This window comes from Arthrobacter sp. SAFR-044, from assembly GCF_051965175.1.
Lineage (GTDB): Bacteria > Actinomycetota > Actinomycetes > Actinomycetales > Micrococcaceae > Arthrobacter.
This window is the reverse complement of record NZ_JBQCMK010000007.1, coordinates 203,925-223,706: the sequence shown is the minus strand read 5'-3', so window position 1 is coordinate 223,706 and position 19,782 is coordinate 203,925. Positions and strand designations below refer to the sequence as shown.

Here is a 19,782-nt window from a genome sequence, read left to right as displayed (position 1 = left end):
ACCAAGGAATGCCCATGAATTTAACTGATCCAGCCTTGTCCCGTCCCCGGCGCAGCCGCGGGCGGTCCGCTGCGCGCCGGTTGGGCTTCGTCAGCGGCGTGCTCACCGTCATCCTTTCCGCCGGCCTTGCCGTTGCCACACCCATCGCCTTCGCGGACGACCTCGAAGACCGCAAAGCCGCGCTCGAGGCCGAAGCCGCGCGCGTCCAGGCGTCCCTGGAGTTCGTCGATTCCCGGATCGCCAAGGCAGCCAGCGACCTGGTGATCTACCAGGGCCAGCTGCCGGGCGCCCAGCAGGCCCTGCTTGAAGCCCAAGGCCGGGTGGCGGGTGCCGTCAAGGAAGTCGAAGCCCTTTCGGCCCGCGTGGACATGGCCCAGCAGAACAAGGCCAAGATCACCCAGCAGCTGGAAACGGACAAGCAGAAGATCGCGGACACCAAGAAACTGATTGGCCAGATCGCCACCCAGGCCTACAAGTCCGGCGGTGTCCCTTCCAACCTGTCGCTTTTCTTTGGATCCAACAGCGGCAGCAGCCTCACCGAGACCATGGACCTCGCCGACCAGGCCATGCGCAGCCAGAACGCGGCCATGGACAAGCTCAGCCAGCAGAACGCCACCAACGTCAACTCCGAAGCCCGACTCCAGGCCGTGGAAGCGGAGATTAAGGACCTCAAGGCCAAAGCCGATGCCGCCCTGGAGCGGGAGAAGGCAGCCCGCGATGAAGCGGCCGCCAAAAAGGCCCAGGTTGACCAGCTGATTGCCGACACCACCCGCCTCGACAATGAGCTCCAGGCGGCCAAGCCCGGGATCCAGGCCCAGCTCGCTGGCGTGCAGGCCAACCAGAACCAAGTAGCCAACGAAATTGCCGAACGTGACCGCAAGGCCCGCGAGGCGTGGGAAGCCGAGCAGCGCCGGCAGGCTGAAGCGGCAGCTGCAGCTGCTGCCGCGGCAGCCGCGGCAGCGAACCGCCCCGCCCCGCCCGTCCAGCCGTACGTACCCCCGGTGGCCGGTTCGCCGTCGGCCTTTGGCCTCCGCCATCCCTTCGACGGCAGCATCCCCATCACCTCGGGCTTTGGCTACCGCACCACTCCGCCGGGAACGATCGACTTCTACGGCACCGGCGGCTACATGCACACCGGCATCGACTTCGGTGCCGCCTGCGGTACCCCCGTGTATGCGGCGGCTGCCGGGGAGGTCTTCAGCTCGGGGTGGAACTCCGCCGACGGTGGCGGGTGGCGCGTCAAGATCGACCACGGCGTGATGCAGGGCAACACCCTGACCACTATCTACTACCACAACTCGAGCATCGTGGTCTCGAACGGCCAAAGGGTCTCGCAGGGCCAGCTGATTGCCTACTCGGGCAGCACCGGCAACTCCACGGGCTGCCACGCCCACTTCGAAACCTGGCTCAACGGCAGGGCTGTGGACCCGATGGGGCTGCTGTAGGGCAGAAACCCCTGCCGTAGACTGGTATAGCTCCGTGCCGAAGGCCCGGAGGAACCCGACCTGAACCTGAGGAGTTTTTCCGTGCCGAAAGAAAGTGGCCGTAAGGTGGTGGCCACCAACCGCAAGGCCCGGCACGACTATCACGTGCTGGACACTTACGAGGCCGGCATCGCACTGATGGGCACCGAGGTGAAGTCCCTGCGCGAGGGCCACGCCTCGATGGTGGACGGATTCTGCACGTTCTACAACGACGAACTGTGGATGGAAGCCATCCACATTCCCGAGTACAACCAGGGCAGCTGGACCAACCACGCTGCGCGCCGCCGCCGTAAGCTGCTGTTGCACCGCGAGGAGCTCATCAAGATTTCCCGCAAGGTCCAGGAAGCCGGTTACACCATCGTGCCGCTCCAGCTGTACTTCGTGGACGGCCGGGCAAAGGTGGAAATCGCCGTTGCCCGCGGTAAGCGTGAGTATGACAAGCGGCAGACGTTGCGGGAACAGCAGGACAACCGTGAGGCCCAGCGCGAGATGCGCGAGCGCAACCGCCGCCGGTAGGAATTATTTCGGCAGGGCGTGCGTTAGTATGGATAGTCCGGCAGGCTTGCCAGCCGGTTTGGTAACAAAATACGGGGATGATCGGTTTCGACGGTGTTAGTCGCGACAGGTGAAGCGGGCCGAGGATGCAGAATTATCTCGTAAACGCTTTCTGCAAACCAATAAGTGCCGAATCTAAGCGCACTGACTTCGCTCTTGCTGCCTAAGCAGTAAGACAGTCCGTCAGCCCGGGGTTGCTATCGCCCCGGATCCTGGCGTCATTTAGATAGCCACTGCTGTTTGCTCCCGTCATCGGAGTAAACGGGACTTTTAGGTGACTGGGCCCGGATCAGCCAGCTGTTTGCAGCATGGCTGGGGCCGAGAAAATCCGACGCAAACTGCGCCCGGAGAAGCCCTGACAACACGACATCGGACGGGGGTTCAATTCCCCCCATCTCCACCCTGGCGGGCCGGACATCCACAGGATGCCGGCCCGCTCCGTAAAACACCCCGGTCTTCGGACCGGGGTGTTTTTCTTTGCGGTGATCCACGCCCGGGCCCAAATGCTCTAGCGGGGCGGCCCGGCAGGCCGGTACCGTCCACTCTATGCACAACGACCCGCCGCAACCGCCCACTGAAGTATTGGAGGCCGGCACGTGCTGGGACCTCCTGCACGGTGTGTCCGTCGGCCATCTGGCCGTGCTGGTGGACGGATATCCGGAAGTCTTCCCGGTCAACTACAGAGTGGATCAACAGTCGGTGATCTTCCGCACGGGGGAAGGAACCAAGCTTCGGGCAGCCGGGGGACCACTCGCCGTCGCGCTTGAAGCCGACGGCCATGACGACGCCCAGGCATGGAGCGTGCTGGTCAAAGGCAAAGCCGTCATCCTGGAGCCCTCAGCGGAACTCCTGGCGGGCCCCGGCCTCACGCTGTTTCCCTGGCAGGCCGGAGAAAAAGACCACTTCGTCCGGATCGTCCCCACCTCCGTCAGCGGAAGGCGCTTCACCATCACCTCCCCGCTGACGTGGTGGAACCATGTGGGCCAATCCGCGGGCAGGAACACTGCGTAGCCGGCGGCAGGCCCATCGCCCCTTTGCTGAACGCGTCCTTGCTGGTACCACTGACCTATGATCGCGTCTCCCACCGCCGCCGCTGCCAGGCCTCCGTTTGACGCCGTCATTTTCGACCTCGACGGGGTGGTCACCAACACCGCATTGGTCCACCAGGCCGCGTGGAAGGACGCGTTCGACCGGATCCTGAAGGACCCGAGGATCCCGCCGGGTACCAACCGTGCCCCGCTCAGCAGGGCAGACTATCTCAGCTTTATCGACGGGATGCCGCGGGAGGAAGGGGTGGTGCGCTTCCTTGCAAGCAGGGGAGTGCACCTGGAGAAGGGGCACGAGACAGATGAGGCCGGAGCCTGGACCGGATTCGGCCTGGGCCGGTGGAAGAACGCACTGTTCCTGGAACACCTCCAGCGGGACGGGGTCCAAAGCTACCCCGGGACGCTGCAACTGCTGCAGAGGCTTGCAGGCGCGGGAGTGCCCACGGCCGTGGTCACGTCAAGCCGGAACGCAGCATCGGTCCTGGAAGCGGCGGGCATTCAGGGCCTGTTCACCGTGGTTTTGGATGGAACCACTGCGGCGCGCCTTGGGCTGCAGGGAAAGCCGGCCCCCGATGCCTTTTTGGCGGCCGCAACGAGGCTGGGAGCCGCGCCGTCACATGCCGTGGTAATCGAGGACTCCGCTGCCGGTGTTGAGGCAGGGCGGCGGGGCGGCTTTGGCCTCGTGGTGGGAATCGACCGCACCGGCAACCGCAGGCAGCTCGAAGCCGCGGGCGCCGGGACAGTCCTCAATGACGTGGGGGAGCTGGACCTGGGCCAGGTCATCGGCAATGCCTGGCACCTCGTGTTTGAAGGATTCGACGCCGCACACGAGGGCCACCGGGAAGCCCTGACTACCCTTGGCAACGGCTACATGGGCGTCCGTGGAGCGGCTCCCGAGGGCGGTCCGTCCAGCTACGCCGGCATGTACCTGGCCGGTGTCTACAACAGGGTCAGGGCCAGGTCCGCCGACGAGATGCTGTTGGAAGAACACATGGTCAACGCACCCGACTGCCTTCCCCTTGACCTGCGCCTGGAGGGCCGGCAATGGTGGTCGGAGAGCGGAATGGCAGTAGTACGCGAGCGCAGGGTCCTGGACCTCAAAAGGGCGGTGCTGGAACGAAGGCTGATCTTGGAGGACCCGGACCGGCAGCGCCTGGAAGTGGTGCAGACCCGCTTTGCGTCCATGGCCGAACCCCACCTGCTGGCCCTTCAGACGGTGATCACCGCACTGGGCTGGAGCGGAACGGTGGAAGTCCGCAGCGGGATCAACGCCGGTGTGCGCAATGCCAACCTGCCCGAACGCGCCCAAGGGTCCGATGTCCACCTGGCGGACAGGACAACCTCCCAGCGCCCGGACCAAAACCCGGCCCCTGACGCGACGTCCGTGGTGGAAGTGGAAACAACCCAAAGCCGCATCCGCATCGCCGCTGCGTACCGGATCAATGCGTCCCTCGAGCCGGCGGGAACCGAGTCAGGCAGGAAAGGGGCTTTCCATTTCCGGACCCTCCGGCTTTCCCTTGATGCCGGTACCGCAGTGCGGATCACCAAGACAGTGGCGGTGGTGACCTCCCGCGACCGTGCCATCTCCTCGCCGGAAACGGGTGCCCGTGCGGTGCTTGAGCGTACCGGCGGGGACTTCCATGCGCTGTTGGCAGCGCATGAGGAGGCATGGCGGCGCGAGCTCCGTCCGTTCCTGGTGGAGATTGACGCGCCGGTCCAGGTGCGCCTGGTCCTCAACCTGCATATCTTCCATCTCCTGCAGACACTGACACACCATACGGCCGAACTCGATGCAGGCGTCACGGCCCGGGGACTGCACGGTGAGGGCTACCGCGGCCATGTCTTCTGGGATGAGCTGTTCGTCCTCCCGGTACTCACCTCAAGGACTCCCGATATAGCCCGCGCGGTCATCGATTACCGGTGGCGGCGGCTGCCCGCGGCCCGTCACGCCGCAGCTGCAGAGGGACTGGAAGGGGCCAAGTTCCCCTGGCAAAGCGGCAGTGACGGCACCGAGGAGACACCCAAATGGTTGTACAACGAAAGGTCCGGCAGGTGGGTCAGGGACCACTCGCACCTGCAGGTCCACTCCGGCCTGGCCGTCGCCTTTAATGCCTGGCAGTACTTCCAGGCCACCGGAAACAAGATCTGGCTCCTTCAGAAGGGCGCGGAGCTGGTGATCGAGGTTGCACGGTTCTTCAGCTCCCTGGCCGACTACGACGAACAGGGCGGCAGGTACCACCTGCGGAACGTGGTGGGACCGGATGAGTACCACACGGGCTACCCCGGCCGCGACAAGCCCGGGCTGGACGACAACGCCTACACCAACGTCATGGCGGCGTGGGTCTGCTCCCAGGCGGCAGGCATCATGTCCTTCCTGCATGGCAGTGAGCGCGCCGGACTCATGGAACGCCTTGGCGTCACCGACGAGGAAACAGCCCGATGGACACACATGGGGACCGCAATGTACGTCCCTTTTCACAGCGACGGCGTCATGAGCCAGTTCGAAGGCTACGGGGAGTTGAAGGAACTCGACTGGGAACACTATCGGGACAGGTACGGCGATATCGAACGGTTGGACCTCATCCTCGAAGCCGAGGATGATGCAACCAACTGTTACAAACTGGCCAAGCAGGCGGATGTCCTGATGCTCCCGTACCTCCTGGGGCACGAGGGGCTGATCGCCATTCTTCAGAGACTGCAATACGGTTTCACCCAGGACCGGCTCAACCAGACCATCGAGTACTACCTCGCCAGGACCGCCCACGGCTCCACCCTGAGCCGGGTGGCGCACGCATCTGTACTGGCAGGCCTGGACGCGGACCGGGCATGGGACAGCTTCAGGGAAGCACTCGACGCCGACCTCGACGATACCCAGCACGGCACCACGCGCACGGGTATCCATCTGGGCGCAATGGGCGGGACCATCGACGTGGTACAGCGCAGCTTTGCCGGGCTGCGGTTCAGCGGGGAGACCATCCTGTTCGCTCCCAACCTCCCGACGGGCCTCCGGGCCGTCGCCTTTGAGGTTCTGTACCGGGGCCACCGCCTCCGGGTCAACCTCAAGGACGGGCACATGAGCATCGCTTCCGCACCCGGTGACGCCGGCCCCATCACGGTGCGCGTGTACGGCAATGACGTGGTCCTTCCGCCCGGCCGGACCCGGCAGTTCCCGCTGCCCGTACGTGAACCGGGGGTGGCGGCATCGTGAAGCGCTTGGGGATCCTCACCAGCGGAGGCGACTGTCCTGGGGTCAACGCGGTCATCCGCGGAGCGGTGCTCGCCGGGGACGTTGCGCACGGGTACGAATTCCTGGGTTTCCGGGACGGGTGGCGCGGCGTCCTGGAACAGGACGTTGTTCCGTTACCAAGGGCAAGTGTGCGGGGCATCTCGCGCCTGGGCGGCACCATCCTGGGTACGTCCAGGACCAACCCGCTGGTGGGGAAGGGGATCGACGGCGTACGCGACAGCTTCCAGCGCAACGGGCTTGACGGACTGATCGCCATCGGGGGAGAGGGTACCCTTGCGGCAGCCCGCGAACTGTGCGGACAGGGCATCAATGTCGTAGGGGTTCCCAAAACCATCGACAATGACCTCGGCGCCACCGACTATACATTTGGCTTTGATTCAGCTGTCCAGACTGCCACCGAGGCCATCGACCGCCTGCGGACCACAGGTGAATCGCACCACCGGTGCATGGTCGCCGAAGTCATGGGCCGCAACGCGGGCTGGATAGCACTGCATGCAGGAATGGCCTCCGGCGCACATGCCATCCTGGTACCCGAACATCCCGTCTCCCTGGACCAAGTTTGCTCATGGGTGGTTTCAGCCCGTGACCGCGGCAGGGCACCCCTCGTGGTGGTGGCCGAAGCCTTCGCCCCCGAGGGCCACCCAGCCCCTTACGCTCCCCGCGGCCTGGATACTTTCGGACGGCCGCGCCTGGGAGGCATCGGACTGCTGCTTGAAGGAGAACTGCAGATAAGGACCGGCATCGAAACCCGGGCCACAGTGCTGGGCCACATCCAGCGAGGCGGCGAACCCACAGCCTTCGACCGGGTCCTTGCCACCAGGCTGGGCATGGCTGCTGTCGAGTCCGCGGCGGCAGGACGCTGGGGCACGATGGTGTCGCTCCGTGGCACCGACATCGTGACCGTAGGCCTGGAGGAAGCGCTGGGAGCACTGAAGGTGGTGCCGGAGGCACGCTACCAGGAAGCCGCGGTCCTGTTCGGCTGATCGTCTTCGGCTGACCATCGCTCCGGGAGTGGCTGCCGGAGGAGTCGCTGCTGGAAGGACTATTCCGGCCGGACCCGCAGGATGGCCGATCCCGTAATCCTGTCGGCGGCCAGGTCTTCCAACGCCTTGTCCGCAGCCTCGAACGGGTAGGCCGTGGTGGTGAGGGCCAGGGAAAGCCTGGCGGCGAGGGTCAGGAACTCGCGCCCGTCGGCCCGGGTATTGGCTGTCACGGAGCGCACTTGGCGTTCGAGGAAGAGCTCCCGGCCGTAATCCAGGGCAGGAATGGTACTCAGGTGGATTCCCGCGATGGCCAAGGTCCCACCACGGTCCAGGGCACGCAGCGCGACCGGAACCAGGCCGCCCACCGGAGCAAAGAGGATGGCGGAATCGAGCGGTACCGGTGGGTCGTCGTAGGCGTCCCCCGCAAACGCGGCTCCCAACTCCAGCGCGAGTGCCCGGGCACTCTCAGAACGCGTCATCACGAACACAGTGGCGCCCTGTCTGAGCGCAAGCTGGGCTGTGATGTGCGCGGAACTGCCAAAGCCGTAGATGCCCAGGCGCCCACCGACGGGCAGGGCGGCACGCTTCAGGGCCCGGTATCCGATGATTCCCGAACACAGCAGCGGAGCGGCCTGTTCGTCGGTGAAGGCGGACGGGATCGGGTAGGCAAAATCCTCTGCGACAGTCAATTGCTCGGCGTAGCCGCCGTCCCTGTCCCAGCCGGTAAACACCGGCGACACGCACAGGTTCTCGTCGCCCCGGCGGCAATAGTCACAGCTGCCGCAGACACCGCCGAGCCATGCCACGCCGACCCTGTCGCCTGCCTTGAACCGGGAACAGTCCGCACCCGTTTCGATGACGACGCCGACTGCCTCGTGCCCGGGCACCACCTGCGGGTGCCGCGGTGGCAGGTCCCCTTCCGCGAGGTGGAGGTCCGTCCGGCAAACGCCGCAGACGGTTACTTCCACGAGGATTTCGCGGGCCGCCGGCCTGGGGGCGGTACGGCGCCCCAGTACCAGTGGCCGGGTTGGTATGAGGCCGGGCTCGTTCACCCACCATGCGCGCACTGGAGCTACCACCGGGTTCTGCTGACTTGTCCCCTTCTGGCTTCCCGTTTATTCGAAGCCGGCGCGGGTAGCGTCGTCCAAGGGCGTCTGCCACAGAAGGGGGGCGCCCATGGTGAAGCGCCTTCCCGTTACCGATTCCGGCGTAATGCGGATGAAGTGCTCCTGCCCCACGCCCTGCCAGGGAAACAAGGCACGCCGGATGTTGTCCAGGTCAGGCCCTGTGGGCACCGTCTCGGCAGCCTTGCCCTTGACCACGACGCTCCATGCAAGGCCGAATTGTGCGCTGACAGCATCTGCTTCCAGCGCCACGGTGGCGTCCGACTGGATGGCCTGCTGCTTGGTGCCGGCACCGGTTCGAAAAACCAGCGTTTGGCCGTCCACCTTGTAGTTGACGGGAAAGACATCGGGATGGCCATCGGCGATGACGGCCAGCCGCCCCACCCCGGTCTGGCCGAGGAGCGTCCAGCACTCTTCCGCATCGAGGATTTCCGGCACAGGTATGTTCGTGTTGTCAGTCATAGGCCACAGCGTAGGCAACTCTCCGGCGCCCGGAAAGGGCATAAAGGCCCGGCGGAGGGAAGGACCTATGGCACTGGGGGCCCTGCAGGCGCAATGGGACTGTGTGGAGGAGACCCGGAATACTGATCGCTTGTGGGAAGGTGGCCATGCTGAAGCATCTGTTCCTCAACCGCCTGCTCTGGGCTGTTACAGGACTGCTGGCGCTGTCAGCAGCTGGGACCGGAGTTTTGCGGCCGGGAATCTATGATGCAGTGGTCAGCAGCGAACTTATCCCGGGCGCTTACTCCCAGGACCTGCTTTCGGTGGCGGCCGGGCTTGGATTGCTGTACCTGTCATACGCTGCAAGACCCGACAGGCCCAAATACCAGATCGTCGCCCTTGGACTCCTTGGCTACCTGTTTTACGCGTACGGGATCTACGTCATTGAGCGGACATACAACGGCCTGTACCTGCTGTACATGGCGGTCTTTGCCCTGTCCTTTTGGGCAATGGTTACGGCTGGATCCACCCTTGATCCCGCGCTCCGAACGGTGTCACTGCCCCGGGCGATGCGGATTGCGTCGGCGTCCGGGGCGGTCCTGCAGCCACTGATCTTCTATCCACTCTGGATCGTGATGCTCCTGCCCCTGATGCGGACCGGCGAGCAAATCGATTCCCTCTACTCAATCTTTATCCTGGACCTTTGCTTCATCATGCCCGGGTTCTTGATGCTGTCCTTCCTGACGTACCGGAACCACCGCACAGGCTTGTTGCTCCTGCCGGCCTTGTACGTCCTGGGCTTCACCCTCATCTTCTCGCTGGCGGTGGGTGAACTGGTCAAACCCCTTTTCGGCACCGTGCCCAGCCAGGCAGCCCTCCTCCCGGCCCTGGCACTTTCGGGGCTCTTCCTTGTGCTTTTGATCCTGCATCTGGCCCAACTTCGGACAGAACGGCCAGCACCGGAAAGCCCAACTGCTGCACCTTCGCCCTATCCCAGGTTCACGCCAAACCGGCCTTCATCCTAAGGAGAATCCCATGAAAGCACTCGTCTATGGCGGACCCGGGGAGAAGTCCTGGACCGACGTCCCGGACCCCCGGATCCAGCAACCCGGCGACGCCATTGTCAAAGTCGACACCACCACCATCTGCGGCACGGACCTGCACATCCTCAAAGGTGACGTTCCCGCCGTCGAAAAGGGGCGCATACTGGGCCACGAAGGCGTGGGCACCGTCGTCGAAACCGGCCCATCCGTCACTGGCCTGAAGGTCAATGACCGGGTCATCATCTCCTGCATCAAGTCCTGCGGCCACTGCGCGAACTGCAGGACCGGGCTCTACTCACACTGCCTGGGCGGGGAGGGGCAGGAAGGCACCGGATGGATCTTTGGCCATCTGATCGACGGGACCCAAGCGGAGTACGTCCGCGTTCCCTACGCCGAGAACTCGCTGCACCTGCTGCCCGCGGGTGTCAGCGATGAACAAGCGGTGATGCTGTCCGATATCCTTCCCACCGGGTTTGAAATCGGCGTCCAGTACGGCCGGGTGAAGCCAGGTGACAGCGTGGCGGTGGTGGGCGCCGGGCCCGTGGGACTGGCCGCGATCACCACCGCCGGGCTCTACGGTGCGGCGACGGTGGTTGCCATCGACCTGGACGCCAACCGCCTCCAGAAGGCAAAGGAGTTCGGCGCCACGGACACTGTCCTCTCGGGCAGCGGCGACTGGAAGGAACAGGTCCTGGCCTTGACCGGCGGCCGCGGCGTCGACGTCGCCATCGAGGCAGTGGGCGTCCCCGCCACGTTCGCCATGTGCACGGAGATCGTGCGGCCCGGCGGATCCGTGGCCAACGTGGGGGTGCATGGAAAACCAGTGGAACTGCACCTGGAAGATCTTTGGATCCAGAACATTAACATCAGCATGGGCCTGGTGAACACCAACACGACGCCCATGCTGCTCAAGCTCGTGGCCCAGGGAAAGATCAGGGCAGAGAAATTCGCCACGCACCACTTCGGCTTTGATCAGTTCCTCGACGCCTACGACACCTTCTCCCGGGCCGCCGAGACCAAGGCGCTCAAGGTGATCCTCACGTCGTGACGCCTGGCTGGAACAGCGGAGGGCCGCCAGGACCTACAGCCAGTCCGCGGAGAAATCGACCGGCGGCCACCACCGCGTGCGTGACCTGACGGCGAAACGGCGTCCGGTGATGTCCGTGGGGGCGATGACGACCAAATGGTCCTTGATACCCGGCTCCCAGGGCTCCCGGTCGGCATCGCCCTCCGGAAGGGCCATCCGGGTTTCATCGAACGGTTCCGGCCTGCCCTTGGCCACCACGCTCCAAACCTCAGTGGCGTACGGGTTGAGCCCATCAACCTCAAGCGCCGCAACTGCGCCGCTGAGCAGGGCGCGCAGCTTGGTGCCCGGCGCGGTGCGAAACACCAGCGTTTCCCCGGCAACGGAGAAATTCACGGGGAAAATCTCGGGAACGTCACCATTGATGACCGCCAGCCGGCCGATGTAGGAGGACCGAAGATACCGCCAGCATTCGTCAGGATTCAACAGTTCGGTTTGGGAACCGGCGGGGGAATCAGTCATGCTACCGATCCTAAAGCCTGGACAACAGCCACGCACGGGTGCCGCGTTCACCCAAGGCGTAGCCGGCGCGGGACTGGATTCCGGCCCTTCATCGTTGACTTCCGTAAGGCCCCCTGAGGGCACCCGAGAGCGGAACTACATCCGGAGGTGCGCCATGGAACAGGCGCAGGAACCCATGCCAGCGGACACAGACGACGTCCTGGACTCGTACTCGCAGACGGTGATGCGGGTAGCGGCGGCAGTCACACCCCACGTGGCAGCCATTGAAATGACGGCGCAGCGGCGCAATGGACGGGTCAGGGTGGGCGCAGGCTCCGCAGTCCTCTTCACGGAGGACGGCTACCTGCTCACAAACTCCCACGTGGTGGCCGGCACCCGGCAAGGCTTCGCGGTCTTCGGCGACGGCAGCAGGATGGAGCTGGAACTGGTGGGCGCGGACCCCTTGTCCGACCTTGCAGTGGTGAAAGGTTCGCGGCCCAGGGTCCGCCCCGCGGAGTTCGGCGCGGCGGAATCCCTCCGGGTGGGCCAACTGGTGATCGCAGTCGGAAACCCGCTGGGACTGGCCGGCTCCGTGACCGCAGGGGTGGTCAGCGGCCTGGGCAGGGCCATTCCGGTTTGGTCCGGCGGCAACCGGCGGGTCATCGAGGACGTGATCCAGACAGACGCTGCCCTGAACCCCGGAAACTCCGGCGGTGCGCTGGCGGACACCCACGCCAGGATCGTGGGCATCAATACCGCAGTGGCCGGTGCCGGACTGGGGCTGGCCATCCCCATCAACGCGACCACCCGGAGGATCATCTCGGCGCTGCTGTCGGATGGAAGGGTGCGCCGCGCCTACCTTGGCCTGGTGAGCACTCCGATGCAGCTCGGTTCGAGCGCTGTGATCCGTACAGGGCTGCGCGAAGGGCTCCGTGTCGTAGAGGTGCTGCCAGGTTCTCCGGCGGACAAGGCGGGCCTGGCGGCAGGGGACGTCATCGTCACCGCCGGCAGCCGTCCCGTCAGCAACGCCGAAAGCCTGCAGCGCCTGCTGTTCGCCGATGCCATCGGCCAGCCCCTCGACCTGGCCGTGCTGCGCGACGGCGCCGAGCTCCACCTGACGGCCGTTCCCGAGGAAATGACGGCCAACGGCACTGGCTGACGTTCGACGGCGGCCGCACCGGGGCCGGCACGTACCGAAGGCGAAGTATGGGAGGGCTACGGGCTGGCCGGAGGCGCTTCCACGTCAGCGATGCCCACGAAACGCGTCCCCACGCCGTCGTACTCGCTGCGGACGAAGCCGGGACGCACGGCGGGAACGTCGGAAGGGGCGTGGTGCCCGCACACCACGTAGGTGAAGTCCGGCCACCACTTCTTGGGCCGGGCCGCGTCCTCATACCCGCAGACGGCGCACTCAAGGTGTACCCAGACGGGCCGCTTGCCGGTCCGGTTGGCACGCGACTGGACCAGCCAGGGCGGGGGATTGTCCAGGATGCTGCGGAGGTCGGCCTCGGACATCCACTTCGGCAGGCCGTGGCGCTGTGCCATCTCCAGGGGAACATCAAGGGTAATTGCTGCGTCGCGTCTGCTGATCATCACCTTCCACCATACGGGAGGCGGCCAAATCGGCGGCCGGGACCTGGCTTAGCTCTCCAGGACGCAGCCCCGGTGCGGGGTGTCGCTGGAGACCCACAACGCTGAGGCGATTTCATCTGCCAGGTCGTAGTCTCGGGTGCCGCCGGAACCGGCAATCCGCACCATCAGGGCACCACCAAACGGCCTCCGTCCCAGCACCTCGACGTCCGCGTCGAGGTCGATGTCCTGGGCGGCGAGGTACCGCAGGAGCTCAGGATTGTCGTCACTGATCCGGGTGATTTTGCCGCTGTGTCCCTGGTCCAGCGCGGCGAGCAGGTGGGCGCGCGGCATCAGGACCTGGCCGTCCGCGGTAGGGATGGGGTCGCCGTGCGGGTCCCGCTTGGGGTCCCCGAGCTTGGCGGCAACGCGTTCGATGAACGTATCCGACACGGCGTGCTCCAGCTGTTCAGCTTCATCGTGGACCTCGTCCCAGCTGTAGCCGAGCCGCTGGACGAGGTAGGTCTCGATGAGCCGGTGCCGCCGGACCATTGACAGGGCCAGGCGCAGGCCGGCCTCGGTCAGCGTGACGGCGCTGTAGGGCTTGTGGTCCACCAGGCCCTGGTCCTTCAGCTTGCGGACCATTTCCGACACTGAAGAATTGGCCACTCCCAGCCGCTGTGCCAGCTGGGAGGACGTGATGGGCTTGTCCTGCCATTCGGTGAATGAATAGATGACCTTGACGTAGTCCTCGATTGAGGAGGAGGGCGCGCTGGTCTTCACATGTTCAAGCCTACCGGTTAGGCCGGTGAGGCAGCGCGCGTTCCTTCCTTCACACAGTCGGAGACGGCAGGTGTCATGCCTTGACGGCGCGCCAGGCCAAGGTGAGGTAGGGAAGGTCAAGCTCCTGGTCCGGGGCATAGGCCAGGTGTTCATGCAGGTACCAGTCCAGGTTGGCCAGGACTTTCGCCCGCGTCGCCTCGCCGGCCCGCAAATAATAGCTCCGCGACTTGGTGAGCTCCATCAGATCCCCGGTGGTCACCCTGTCCTGCCAGTGGGTGACATGCCCTTCAAGCACGTGGAATTCGGCTCCGACGACGGGCTTATGGCCTGGCCGGTACACATCGCCGGCGTGCATGATCCGGGAGAGCCGGTGCACCCAGGGGACGGAGGTGTCCAGCTGGTTCCAGACAAGGCCGAGAGTTCCGTGCGGGCGCAGGACGCGGGCCAGCTCGGTGCTTGCGGCGTGGGGGTCGCACCAGTGCCACGCCTGTGCAACGGTGACGACGTCGAAGGCCGAGCCGGGAAGGCCTGTCGCCTCGGCAGTCCCCGGCACAGCCGTGGCGGCGGGGCAATGGTCCTTCAGCTGGGCGAGCATGTCGGCAGAAGGATCGACGGCGGTGACGTCCAGTCCCAGCGCCAGCAGCAACGCGGTGAACTTTCCCGTACCGGCACCCACGTCCAGGGCGTCACGGGCTCCGGCGGGCACCAGCCACCTGGCGGACTCCGCAGGGTAGTCGGGGCGGACCCGCTGGTAGTGCCGGCCGCCGTCCTGGAAGCTCTGCCCGAGTTCCCTGCGCCGGCCGTGATCAAGCCTGGGGCCACCCCGAACCACGCGTGGCCTCCTTCTGATGCTGCCGATGTGGATGTCTTTCGAATCTACCGCACGGAAGGGATCAGCAGGGTGGGCGTGTGTCCGGGCCTAGTCGTCCGTGCAGGGGGCTGCGCCGGCAGTTCCGGGGGTGTTGGGTGCCCAGTGGGGGTAGGTGCGGAAGTCGTTGGCGGGCACCCAGCGGCCCGCGTCCACCACGTAGTCCCAGCCCAGTCCGCTGCTGCGCAGCGTCTGGATGCCGGCGAGGAGGCGTTCGGCGTCCTCCAGCCGTGAGCCCACGCCGAAACTTGCGCGGAGGGAGCCGGACGGCAGGCCCAGGCGCTTCAGCAGGGGGTGGGCGCAGAACCGTCCGTCGCGCAGGCCCACCCCGTGCTCTGCGGAGAGGTAGGCGGCTACCAGCCCTGCGTCGTAGCCCTCCACAGAGAAGTTGACCACGCCGATGGTGTCCGTTTCCGGGTTGGTGTCCTTGAAGATCTGGTGGACGGTGACGCCGTCGATGCGCTGCAGCCCCTCCACCAGGAAGGAACGGATGGCGGATTCGTGGGCGTGCCACCGGTCCTGGTCGAGTTCGGCGATGACCTGGGTGGCGCGGGCCAGGGTGGCGGCGCCGAGGACGTTCGGCGAGCCCCCCTCGTGGCGGGCCGGACCGGTGGCCCAACTGACGCCGTCGAGCCTTGCCTCCTTGACCGCCCCGCCACCGGCGAGGTGCGGGACACCGGTGTCCAGCCAGTCGGGCCGTCCCACCAGCACGCCCGCGCCGAACGGCGCATACAGCTTGTGGCCGGAAAAGGCGAGGTAGTCGACGTCGTCCGCGCTGATGTCCACCCGGCGGTGCGGCGCAAGCTGGGCCGCGTCCACCACGATCCGTGCACCGTGCTGATGGGCCAGCGCGGCCAGCGCCCGGATCGGGAGAATTTCGCCGGTGACGTTGGAGGCGCCAGTGACCGCCAGCAGGCTGACTCCGCCCTGCTCCAGTTCGGCGCGAACGGCGTCCAGGGTGCCGGTAATGGTGTCGGCCGCAACGATGCTGCGGTGCGGAACGCCCTGCCATGGCAGCAGGTTGGCGTGGTGTTCGATGTCCAGGTAGAGGACGTCGCCGTCGTGCCGGCCGTCGGTGGCGGGCAGGCAGCCGGCCAGGAGGTTCAGGGAATCCGTGGTGTTGCGGGTGAAGATGACCGAATCGTCGGGGCGTCCGCCCACGAAGTCCCGGACAATGCTGCGTGCATTTTCGTATACGGAGGTGCTGATCTGGGATGCGTAGCCGGCCCCACGGTGGACGCTCGCGTAGTAGGGCAGGATCTCGTTCAGGTAGGCGGAAACCACGGAGAGGGCCGGAGCGGAAGCGCCATAGTCAAGGTTCGCGTACCGCACATGGCCGCCGGAGATCAGCGGTGCCTGGATCTCGGCGCCGGTGACGGCAGCAAGGGGGCGGCCGGCAATGCGGTGGCGTTCTTCGGTGATACCGGCGTCGGCAATGGCAGGCTGGGGGGAGACGGTGGCAGTTGTCACAGAGACCTCACTTGAATACAGGACCCCGCATAGGGAATCCGCGCTTGCCGCATCCACTCCGGACCGGCCTGGTCGTCACCCGGGGCACCCCGCCGCGAATGGAGGGTTGCCGGCCAGCAAACCGGGGTTTTGCGCTGGCACTCGTGACCTGCCTAAAAGCGTAGGACATGGGGCGGCCAGGACTAAAGCCGCGGCAATTGTTAAGGCCTTTGTTACGCTGCATCGAATAAACGACGCCGGACACCCCCTCCTGGAGGTGTCCGGCGTCGCAATGTTCGCTGAAGTGGGGAAACTGTGGCAGTTACAGCAGATCGTCCAAATACGGGTTGAGGCGGTGCAGCACCTCTGAGTGCAGGATCGAGTTCGTGGCCAGCGCGTTTCCGCCGAAGGGTCCGTCCTCGCCTTCGAGGGAGGTGAACCGGCCGCCTGCCTCCACCACGATCGGCACCAGTGCAGCCATATCGTAGAGGTTGAGCTCCGGTTCGCAGGCGATGTCCACGGAGCCCTCGGCGACCATGCAGTACGACCAAAAATCACCGTAGGCCCGCGTCCGCCAGACGTCCTCGGTCAGGCCGAGGAACTCGTCAAGGTTCCCGCGTTCCTTCCAGCCTCCCAAGCTGGAGTAGGACAGGGAGGCGTCGGAGAGGCTGGACACATTGGAGACGCGGAGCCTGGTGGCGGCTGCGAGGGACCTGCCCATGTACGCACCCATGCCCTTCGCTGCCCACCAGCGCTTGCCGAGGGCCGGGGCGCTGACCACGCCCACCACGGGCTCGCCTTCATCCACCAGGGCAATCAGCGTGGCCCAGACCGGGACGCCGCGGACAAAGTTCTTGGTCCCGTCGATGGGATCGATGATCCAGCGCCGCGAGCCGTGGCCGGTGCTGCCGAATTCCTCGCCCAGGACGGCATCGCGGGGCCGGGAGCGGGAGAGCTGGCCGCGGATGGCTTCCTCGGCTGCCTTGTCGGCGTCGGTGACGGGCGTCAGGTCCGGCTTGGTCTCAACGTGGAGGTCCAGGGCCTTGAAGCGGCTCATGGTCTGGTCATCCACGGAGTCGGCCAGGACATGGGCCAGGCGCAGGTCATCGTTGTAGCTCGAAGCGGGTTGGATCATGGTTCCAAACTACCGTCTGCGGACGCTTCTGCCGGGAGAACGCGTCAGTTGACGGTGCCGAGCTCCTTGGTTTCCTGTGCCTCCATGCGTGGGTCCGTGCCGAGCAGCCGCCTCAGGGACGCCAGCCGTGCCGCTCCGGTGGGACCCGCGTGTCCGCCAGCCACCCAGTCATCGAGGCCGCAGTCCACTGCCGTTGCAGTGTGCTTGCAGCCCCGCTCACAGTTTTCGATGCCGGGGGAGAGGTCCGGGAAGGAGCGCAGGATCCGGTCCGGGTCCACGTGCGCCAGGCCAAAGGAACGGATGCCGGGGGTATCAATGATCCAGCTGCCCGCCGGGGCGTCCGCCAGGCGCAGGGCCAGGGCCGACGACGAGGTGTGGCGGCCACGCCCGGTGACCGCGTTCACTCCACCCGTGGCCCGCTCGGCGCCGGTCAGCGCGTTCACCATGGTGGACTTGCCCACGCCCGAGTGGCCCAGCATCACGGTGACCTTGCCGTCGAGGTGGGCGCGGAGGTCGGCCACCGCCGCGCTGTCCAGCCGCGCCGAGAGGCCGTCGTCGGACCGTGCATCGATCCCGGACGCCTTTGCATCGGCGGTCCGGCTGATGATCACCGGGAAGTCCAGGTGGGTGTAGTTGGACAGCAATTCCGCCGGGTCCTTGACGTCGGCCTTGGTGACCAGCAGGATCGGCTCGATCCCGGCGTCGTAGGCAGCCACCAGGGCGCGGTCAATGAATCCGGTGCGCGGCTCCGGGTTGGCGGCTGCCACCACAATCACGAGTTGGTCGGCGTTGGCCACCACGGCCCGCTCGACTGGGTCGGTGTCGTCGGCGCTGCGGCGCAGCAGGGTGTGGCGGTCCTGGATCTTTACCAGTCGGGCAAGCGTGTCCGGCTCCCCGGACACGTCCCCCACGAGCGAGACGAAGTCGCCGGCAACCACCGGCGAGCGGCGCAGTTCGCGGGCCCGCGCTGCGATGACAACGCGCTCGTTGTCCGAGTCTTCGCCCACCACTGCCGTGTACCGGCCGCGGTCCACCGTGATGATCCGTCCGGTGACGGCGTCATCATGGCTGGGCCTGTCCTTGGTACGGGGCCGGGAGCCCTTCTTGCTGGGGCGGATCCGGACGTCTGATTCGTCCCAGGAGTCAGTGCTCCGCGCCACTGCCGCGCCTTTCCTGCGCCGCCACGCCGGCATCCTGGGCCAGCATGTTTGCCCACAGCTGCGGAAAGTCGGGCATGGTCTTGGCGGTGGTGGCGATGTCCTCCACCTGGACGCCGTCCACCGCGAGGCCCAGGATTGCCCCGGCAGTGGCCATGCGGTGGTCGGCGTAGCTGTGGACGACGCCGGCGTGCAGCCTGGCGGGCCGGATCACCAGGCCGTCGCTGGTTTCCTCGGCGTCGCCGCCGAGCCGGTTGATTTCCGCGACCAGGGCCGCCAGCCGGTCGGTCTCATGTCCCCTGAGGTGGGCAATCCCCGTGAGTCGGGAAGGTCCAGTGGCAAGGGCGCACAGGGCCGCGACGGTAGGAGCCAGCTCACTGGTGTCAGCGAAGTCGCCGCCCGTGATTTCCGGGCCGCCGGTGACGGTCAGGACGCCGTCAGCCAGGGTGACGGTGGCTCCCATCCGGGCCAGGATGCCGCGCCAGAGGTCCCCCACCTGCTGCGTTTCCGTGGGCCAGTTGGGGATGCGGACCGTTCCCCGTGACGCCAGGGCCGCCGCCAGGAAGGGCCCGGCGTTGGAGAGGTCCTGTTCAATCCTTTGGTCGAAGGCGCGGATGGGTCCCGGTGCCACCACCCAGTGGTTGGGAACGGAGTCGTCCACGGATACACCGGCACCACGCAGGACCGACACCGTCATATTGATGTGGTCCAGGCTCGGCACCGGCTTTCCCACGTGCTCAAGGTGCAGGCCCTCGTCGAACCTCGCTCCCACCAGCAGGAGGGCGGAGACGAACTGCGAAGAGGCGCTGGCGTCGATGACCAGGTGGCCGCCCCGGACCGCGCCGGTGCCTTCCACTACGAACGGGAGCGACGACGGCGCGCTGCCGTCCTCAGCGGAAACGGCGACGCCCAAGGCTTTGAGGGCCTCGATGATGGTCCCCATGGGACGCTTCCTGGCGTGCGGGTCGCCGTCGAACACGCTGGCTCCGCTGCGGAGCGCCGCGAGGGGCGGGACGAACCGCATCACGGTGCCGGCGAGTCCGCAGTCGATCCTGGTGGCGGACGGCGCCGCTGCCGAGGGGAGTGGAACGACCTCCAGGTCAGGCCCGAAGGCGCCGTCTCCCGGCACTTCGGTGATGGTGGCGCCGAGCTGCCTGAGCGCTTCGACCATGAGTGCGGAGTCCCTGGAGTGCAGGGGAGCCCGGAGCCGGGACGGGCCGTCGGCGAGGGCCGCGAGGACCAGGTACCTGTTGGTCAGGGACTTCGATCCGGGCACCGTCACGGTGGCGTCGACGGGCCGGGACGCAAAAGGTGCGGCCCAGTGCTGGACGGGTGTTCCGGATGCGTCCCGGGTGGCAGCTGCTGCGGTCATT

18 protein-coding genes, 1 other RNA gene and 1 riboswitch are annotated in these 19,782 nt (G+C 66.2%); of the genes, 9 read left to right on the top strand and 10 right to left on the bottom strand.

Features of this window, described 5'->3' with window-relative positions:
* The first annotated feature begins 14 nt into the window (after positions 1 to 14).
* The 6 genes from ACTHQS_RS13095 to ACTHQS_RS13070 all read left to right on the top strand — a co-directional run bounded on the left by ACTHQS_RS13095 (position 15) and on the right by ACTHQS_RS13070 (position 7,315).
* A complete protein-coding gene (locus ACTHQS_RS13095; RefSeq protein ID WP_440169526.1) occupies positions 15 to 1,445 on the top strand; it encodes a peptidoglycan DD-metalloendopeptidase family protein in 1,431 nt (476 codons plus the stop codon).
* A gap of 81 nt (positions 1,446 to 1,526) precedes the next feature.
* Positions 1,527 to 2,000 carry an SsrA-binding protein SmpB gene (gene smpB, locus ACTHQS_RS13090; protein ID WP_043453530.1) on the top strand — a complete coding sequence of 158 codons (474 nt, stop codon included), beginning with the start codon at positions 1,527 to 1,529 and terminating at the stop codon, positions 1,998 to 2,000.
* Between the two features lie 73 nt (positions 2,001 to 2,073).
* Positions 2,074 to 2,442: a transfer-messenger RNA gene (ssrA, locus tag ACTHQS_RS13085) on the top strand.
* Between the two features lie 143 nt (positions 2,443 to 2,585).
* Positions 2,586 to 3,050, top strand: a complete 465-nt coding sequence (locus ACTHQS_RS13080) for a pyridoxamine 5'-phosphate oxidase family protein (protein WP_440169523.1) — start codon at positions 2,586 to 2,588, stop codon at positions 3,048 to 3,050.
* Positions 3,051 to 3,107: 57 nt separating this feature from the next.
* Positions 3,108 to 6,293: an HAD-IA family hydrolase gene (locus ACTHQS_RS13075; RefSeq protein WP_440169521.1), complete on the top strand. Its 3,186-nt coding sequence runs from the start codon at positions 3,108 to 3,110 to the stop codon at positions 6,291 to 6,293.
* The gene (locus ACTHQS_RS13070; RefSeq protein WP_440169518.1) at positions 6,290 to 7,315 is read left to right on the top strand and encodes an ATP-dependent 6-phosphofructokinase; all 1,026 of its coding nucleotides are present in this window, start codon (positions 6,290 to 6,292) and stop codon (positions 7,313 to 7,315) included. The genes ACTHQS_RS13075 and ACTHQS_RS13070 overlap by 4 nt, the downstream gene beginning before the upstream one ends.
* Positions 7,316 to 7,374: 59 nt before the next feature.
* On the opposite strand, the gene ACTHQS_RS13065 is transcribed toward ACTHQS_RS13070, so the two are convergent.
* A complete protein-coding gene (locus ACTHQS_RS13065; RefSeq protein WP_440169515.1) occupies positions 7,375 to 8,394 on the bottom strand; it encodes a zinc-dependent alcohol dehydrogenase family protein in 1,020 nt (339 codons plus the stop codon).
* 36 nt (positions 8,395 to 8,430) lie between these two features.
* Complete coding sequence (locus ACTHQS_RS13060) at positions 8,431 to 8,901, bottom strand: pyridoxamine 5'-phosphate oxidase family protein (protein ID WP_440169512.1); 471 nt, start codon at positions 8,899 to 8,901, stop codon at positions 8,431 to 8,433.
* Positions 8,902 to 9,047: 146 nt separating this feature from the next.
* Here ACTHQS_RS13060 and ACTHQS_RS13055 point away from each other — a divergent pair, with 146 nt between their 5' ends.
* Positions 9,048 to 9,905: a hypothetical protein gene (locus ACTHQS_RS13055; RefSeq protein WP_440169510.1), complete on the top strand. Its 858-nt coding sequence runs from the start codon at positions 9,048 to 9,050 to the stop codon at positions 9,903 to 9,905.
* Positions 9,906 to 9,915: 10 nt separating this feature from the next.
* On the top strand, positions 9,916 to 10,971 hold the full coding sequence (locus ACTHQS_RS13050; protein WP_440169508.1) for a zinc-dependent alcohol dehydrogenase family protein: 1,056 nt from the start codon (positions 9,916 to 9,918) through the stop codon (positions 10,969 to 10,971).
* Between the two features lie 33 nt (positions 10,972 to 11,004).
* Here ACTHQS_RS13050 and ACTHQS_RS13045 read toward each other — a convergent pair whose 3' ends face one another.
* Positions 11,005 to 11,469, bottom strand: a complete 465-nt coding sequence (locus tag ACTHQS_RS13045) for a pyridoxamine 5'-phosphate oxidase family protein (protein ID WP_440169506.1) — start codon at positions 11,467 to 11,469, stop codon at positions 11,005 to 11,007.
* A 154-nt stretch (positions 11,470 to 11,623) separates the two neighbouring features.
* Here ACTHQS_RS13045 and ACTHQS_RS13040 point away from each other — a divergent pair, with 154 nt between their 5' ends.
* Complete coding sequence (locus tag ACTHQS_RS13040) at positions 11,624 to 12,607, top strand: S1C family serine protease (protein ID WP_440169504.1); 984 nt, start codon at positions 11,624 to 11,626, stop codon at positions 12,605 to 12,607.
* Between the two features lie 56 nt (positions 12,608 to 12,663).
* Here the strand turns inward: ACTHQS_RS13040 and ACTHQS_RS13035 are convergent, their stop codons facing one another.
* The 7 genes from ACTHQS_RS13035 to aroA all read right to left on the bottom strand — a co-directional run bounded on the left by ACTHQS_RS13035 (position 12,664) and on the right by aroA (position 19,781).
* Positions 12,664 to 13,041, bottom strand: coding sequence for a hypothetical protein (locus tag ACTHQS_RS13035; protein WP_440169502.1), 378 nt, complete (start codon positions 13,039 to 13,041; stop codon positions 12,664 to 12,666).
* Between the two features lie 48 nt (positions 13,042 to 13,089).
* Positions 13,090 to 13,800, bottom strand: coding sequence for a metal-dependent transcriptional regulator (locus tag ACTHQS_RS13030; RefSeq protein WP_440169500.1), 711 nt, complete (start codon positions 13,798 to 13,800; stop codon positions 13,090 to 13,092).
* A 73-nt stretch (positions 13,801 to 13,873) separates the two neighbouring features.
* The gene (locus tag ACTHQS_RS13025) at positions 13,874 to 14,632 is read right to left on the bottom strand and encodes a class I SAM-dependent methyltransferase (protein ID WP_440169498.1); all 759 of its coding nucleotides are present in this window, start codon (positions 14,630 to 14,632) and stop codon (positions 13,874 to 13,876) included.
* 87 nt (positions 14,633 to 14,719) lie between these two features.
* Positions 14,720 to 16,138 (bottom strand): aminotransferase class V-fold PLP-dependent enzyme, encoded by a 1,419-nt coding sequence (locus tag ACTHQS_RS13020; RefSeq protein WP_440169495.1) that lies wholly within the window; start codon positions 16,136 to 16,138, stop codon positions 14,720 to 14,722.
* A gap of 35 nt (positions 16,139 to 16,173) precedes the next feature.
* A riboswitch (SAM riboswitch) is annotated at positions 16,174 to 16,287 on the bottom strand.
* Positions 16,288 to 16,439: 152 nt separating this feature from the next.
* Complete coding sequence (gene hisN / locus ACTHQS_RS13015) at positions 16,440 to 17,252, bottom strand: histidinol-phosphatase (RefSeq protein ID WP_188571124.1); 813 nt, start codon at positions 17,250 to 17,252, stop codon at positions 16,440 to 16,442.
* Positions 17,253 to 17,296: 44 nt separating this feature from the next.
* Positions 17,297 to 18,412 (bottom strand): ribosome small subunit-dependent GTPase A, encoded by a 1,116-nt coding sequence (gene rsgA, locus ACTHQS_RS13010; protein WP_440169490.1) that lies wholly within the window; start codon positions 18,410 to 18,412, stop codon positions 17,297 to 17,299.
* Positions 18,396 to 19,781 carry a 3-phosphoshikimate 1-carboxyvinyltransferase gene (aroA, locus tag ACTHQS_RS13005; RefSeq protein WP_440169487.1) on the bottom strand — a complete coding sequence of 462 codons (1,386 nt, stop codon included), beginning with the start codon at positions 19,779 to 19,781 and terminating at the stop codon, positions 18,396 to 18,398. The genes rsgA and aroA overlap by 17 nt, the downstream gene beginning before the upstream one ends.
* Position 19,782: the final 1 nt, after the last annotated feature.

Excerpts from the sequence above, each read along its gene's own strand:
- ACTHQS_RS13080 (WP_440169523.1), top strand. The coding sequence starts at position 2,586 with ATGCACAACGACCCGCCGCAACCGCCCACTGAAGTATTGGAGGCCGGC.
- ACTHQS_RS13050 (WP_440169508.1), top strand. The coding sequence starts at position 9,916 with ATGAAAGCACTCGTCTATGGCGGACCCGGGGAGAAGTCCTGGACCGAC.
- ACTHQS_RS13095 (WP_440169526.1), top strand. The coding sequence starts at position 15 with ATGAATTTAACTGATCCAGCCTTGTCCCGTCCCCGGCGCAGCCGCGGG.
- ACTHQS_RS13060 (WP_440169512.1), bottom strand. The coding sequence starts at position 8,901 with ATGACTGACAACACGAACATACCTGTGCCGGAAATCCTCGATGCGGAA.
- hisN (WP_188571124.1), bottom strand. The coding sequence starts at position 17,252 with ATGATCCAACCCGCTTCGAGCTACAACGATGACCTGCGCCTGGCCCAT.
- ACTHQS_RS13045 (WP_440169506.1), bottom strand. The coding sequence starts at position 11,469 with ATGACTGATTCCCCCGCCGGTTCCCAAACCGAACTGTTGAATCCTGAC.
- ACTHQS_RS13040 (WP_440169504.1), top strand. The coding sequence starts at position 11,624 with ATGGAACAGGCGCAGGAACCCATGCCAGCGGACACAGACGACGTCCTG.
- ACTHQS_RS13075 (WP_440169521.1), top strand. The coding sequence starts at position 3,108 with ATGATCGCGTCTCCCACCGCCGCCGCTGCCAGGCCTCCGTTTGACGCC.
- ACTHQS_RS13035 (WP_440169502.1), bottom strand. The coding sequence starts at position 13,041 with ATGATCAGCAGACGCGACGCAGCAATTACCCTTGATGTTCCCCTGGAG.
- aroA (WP_440169487.1), bottom strand. The coding sequence starts at position 19,781 with ATGACCGCAGCAGCTGCCACCCGGGACGCATCCGGAACACCCGTCCAG.
- ACTHQS_RS13055 (WP_440169510.1), top strand. The coding sequence starts at position 9,048 with ATGCTGAAGCATCTGTTCCTCAACCGCCTGCTCTGGGCTGTTACAGGA.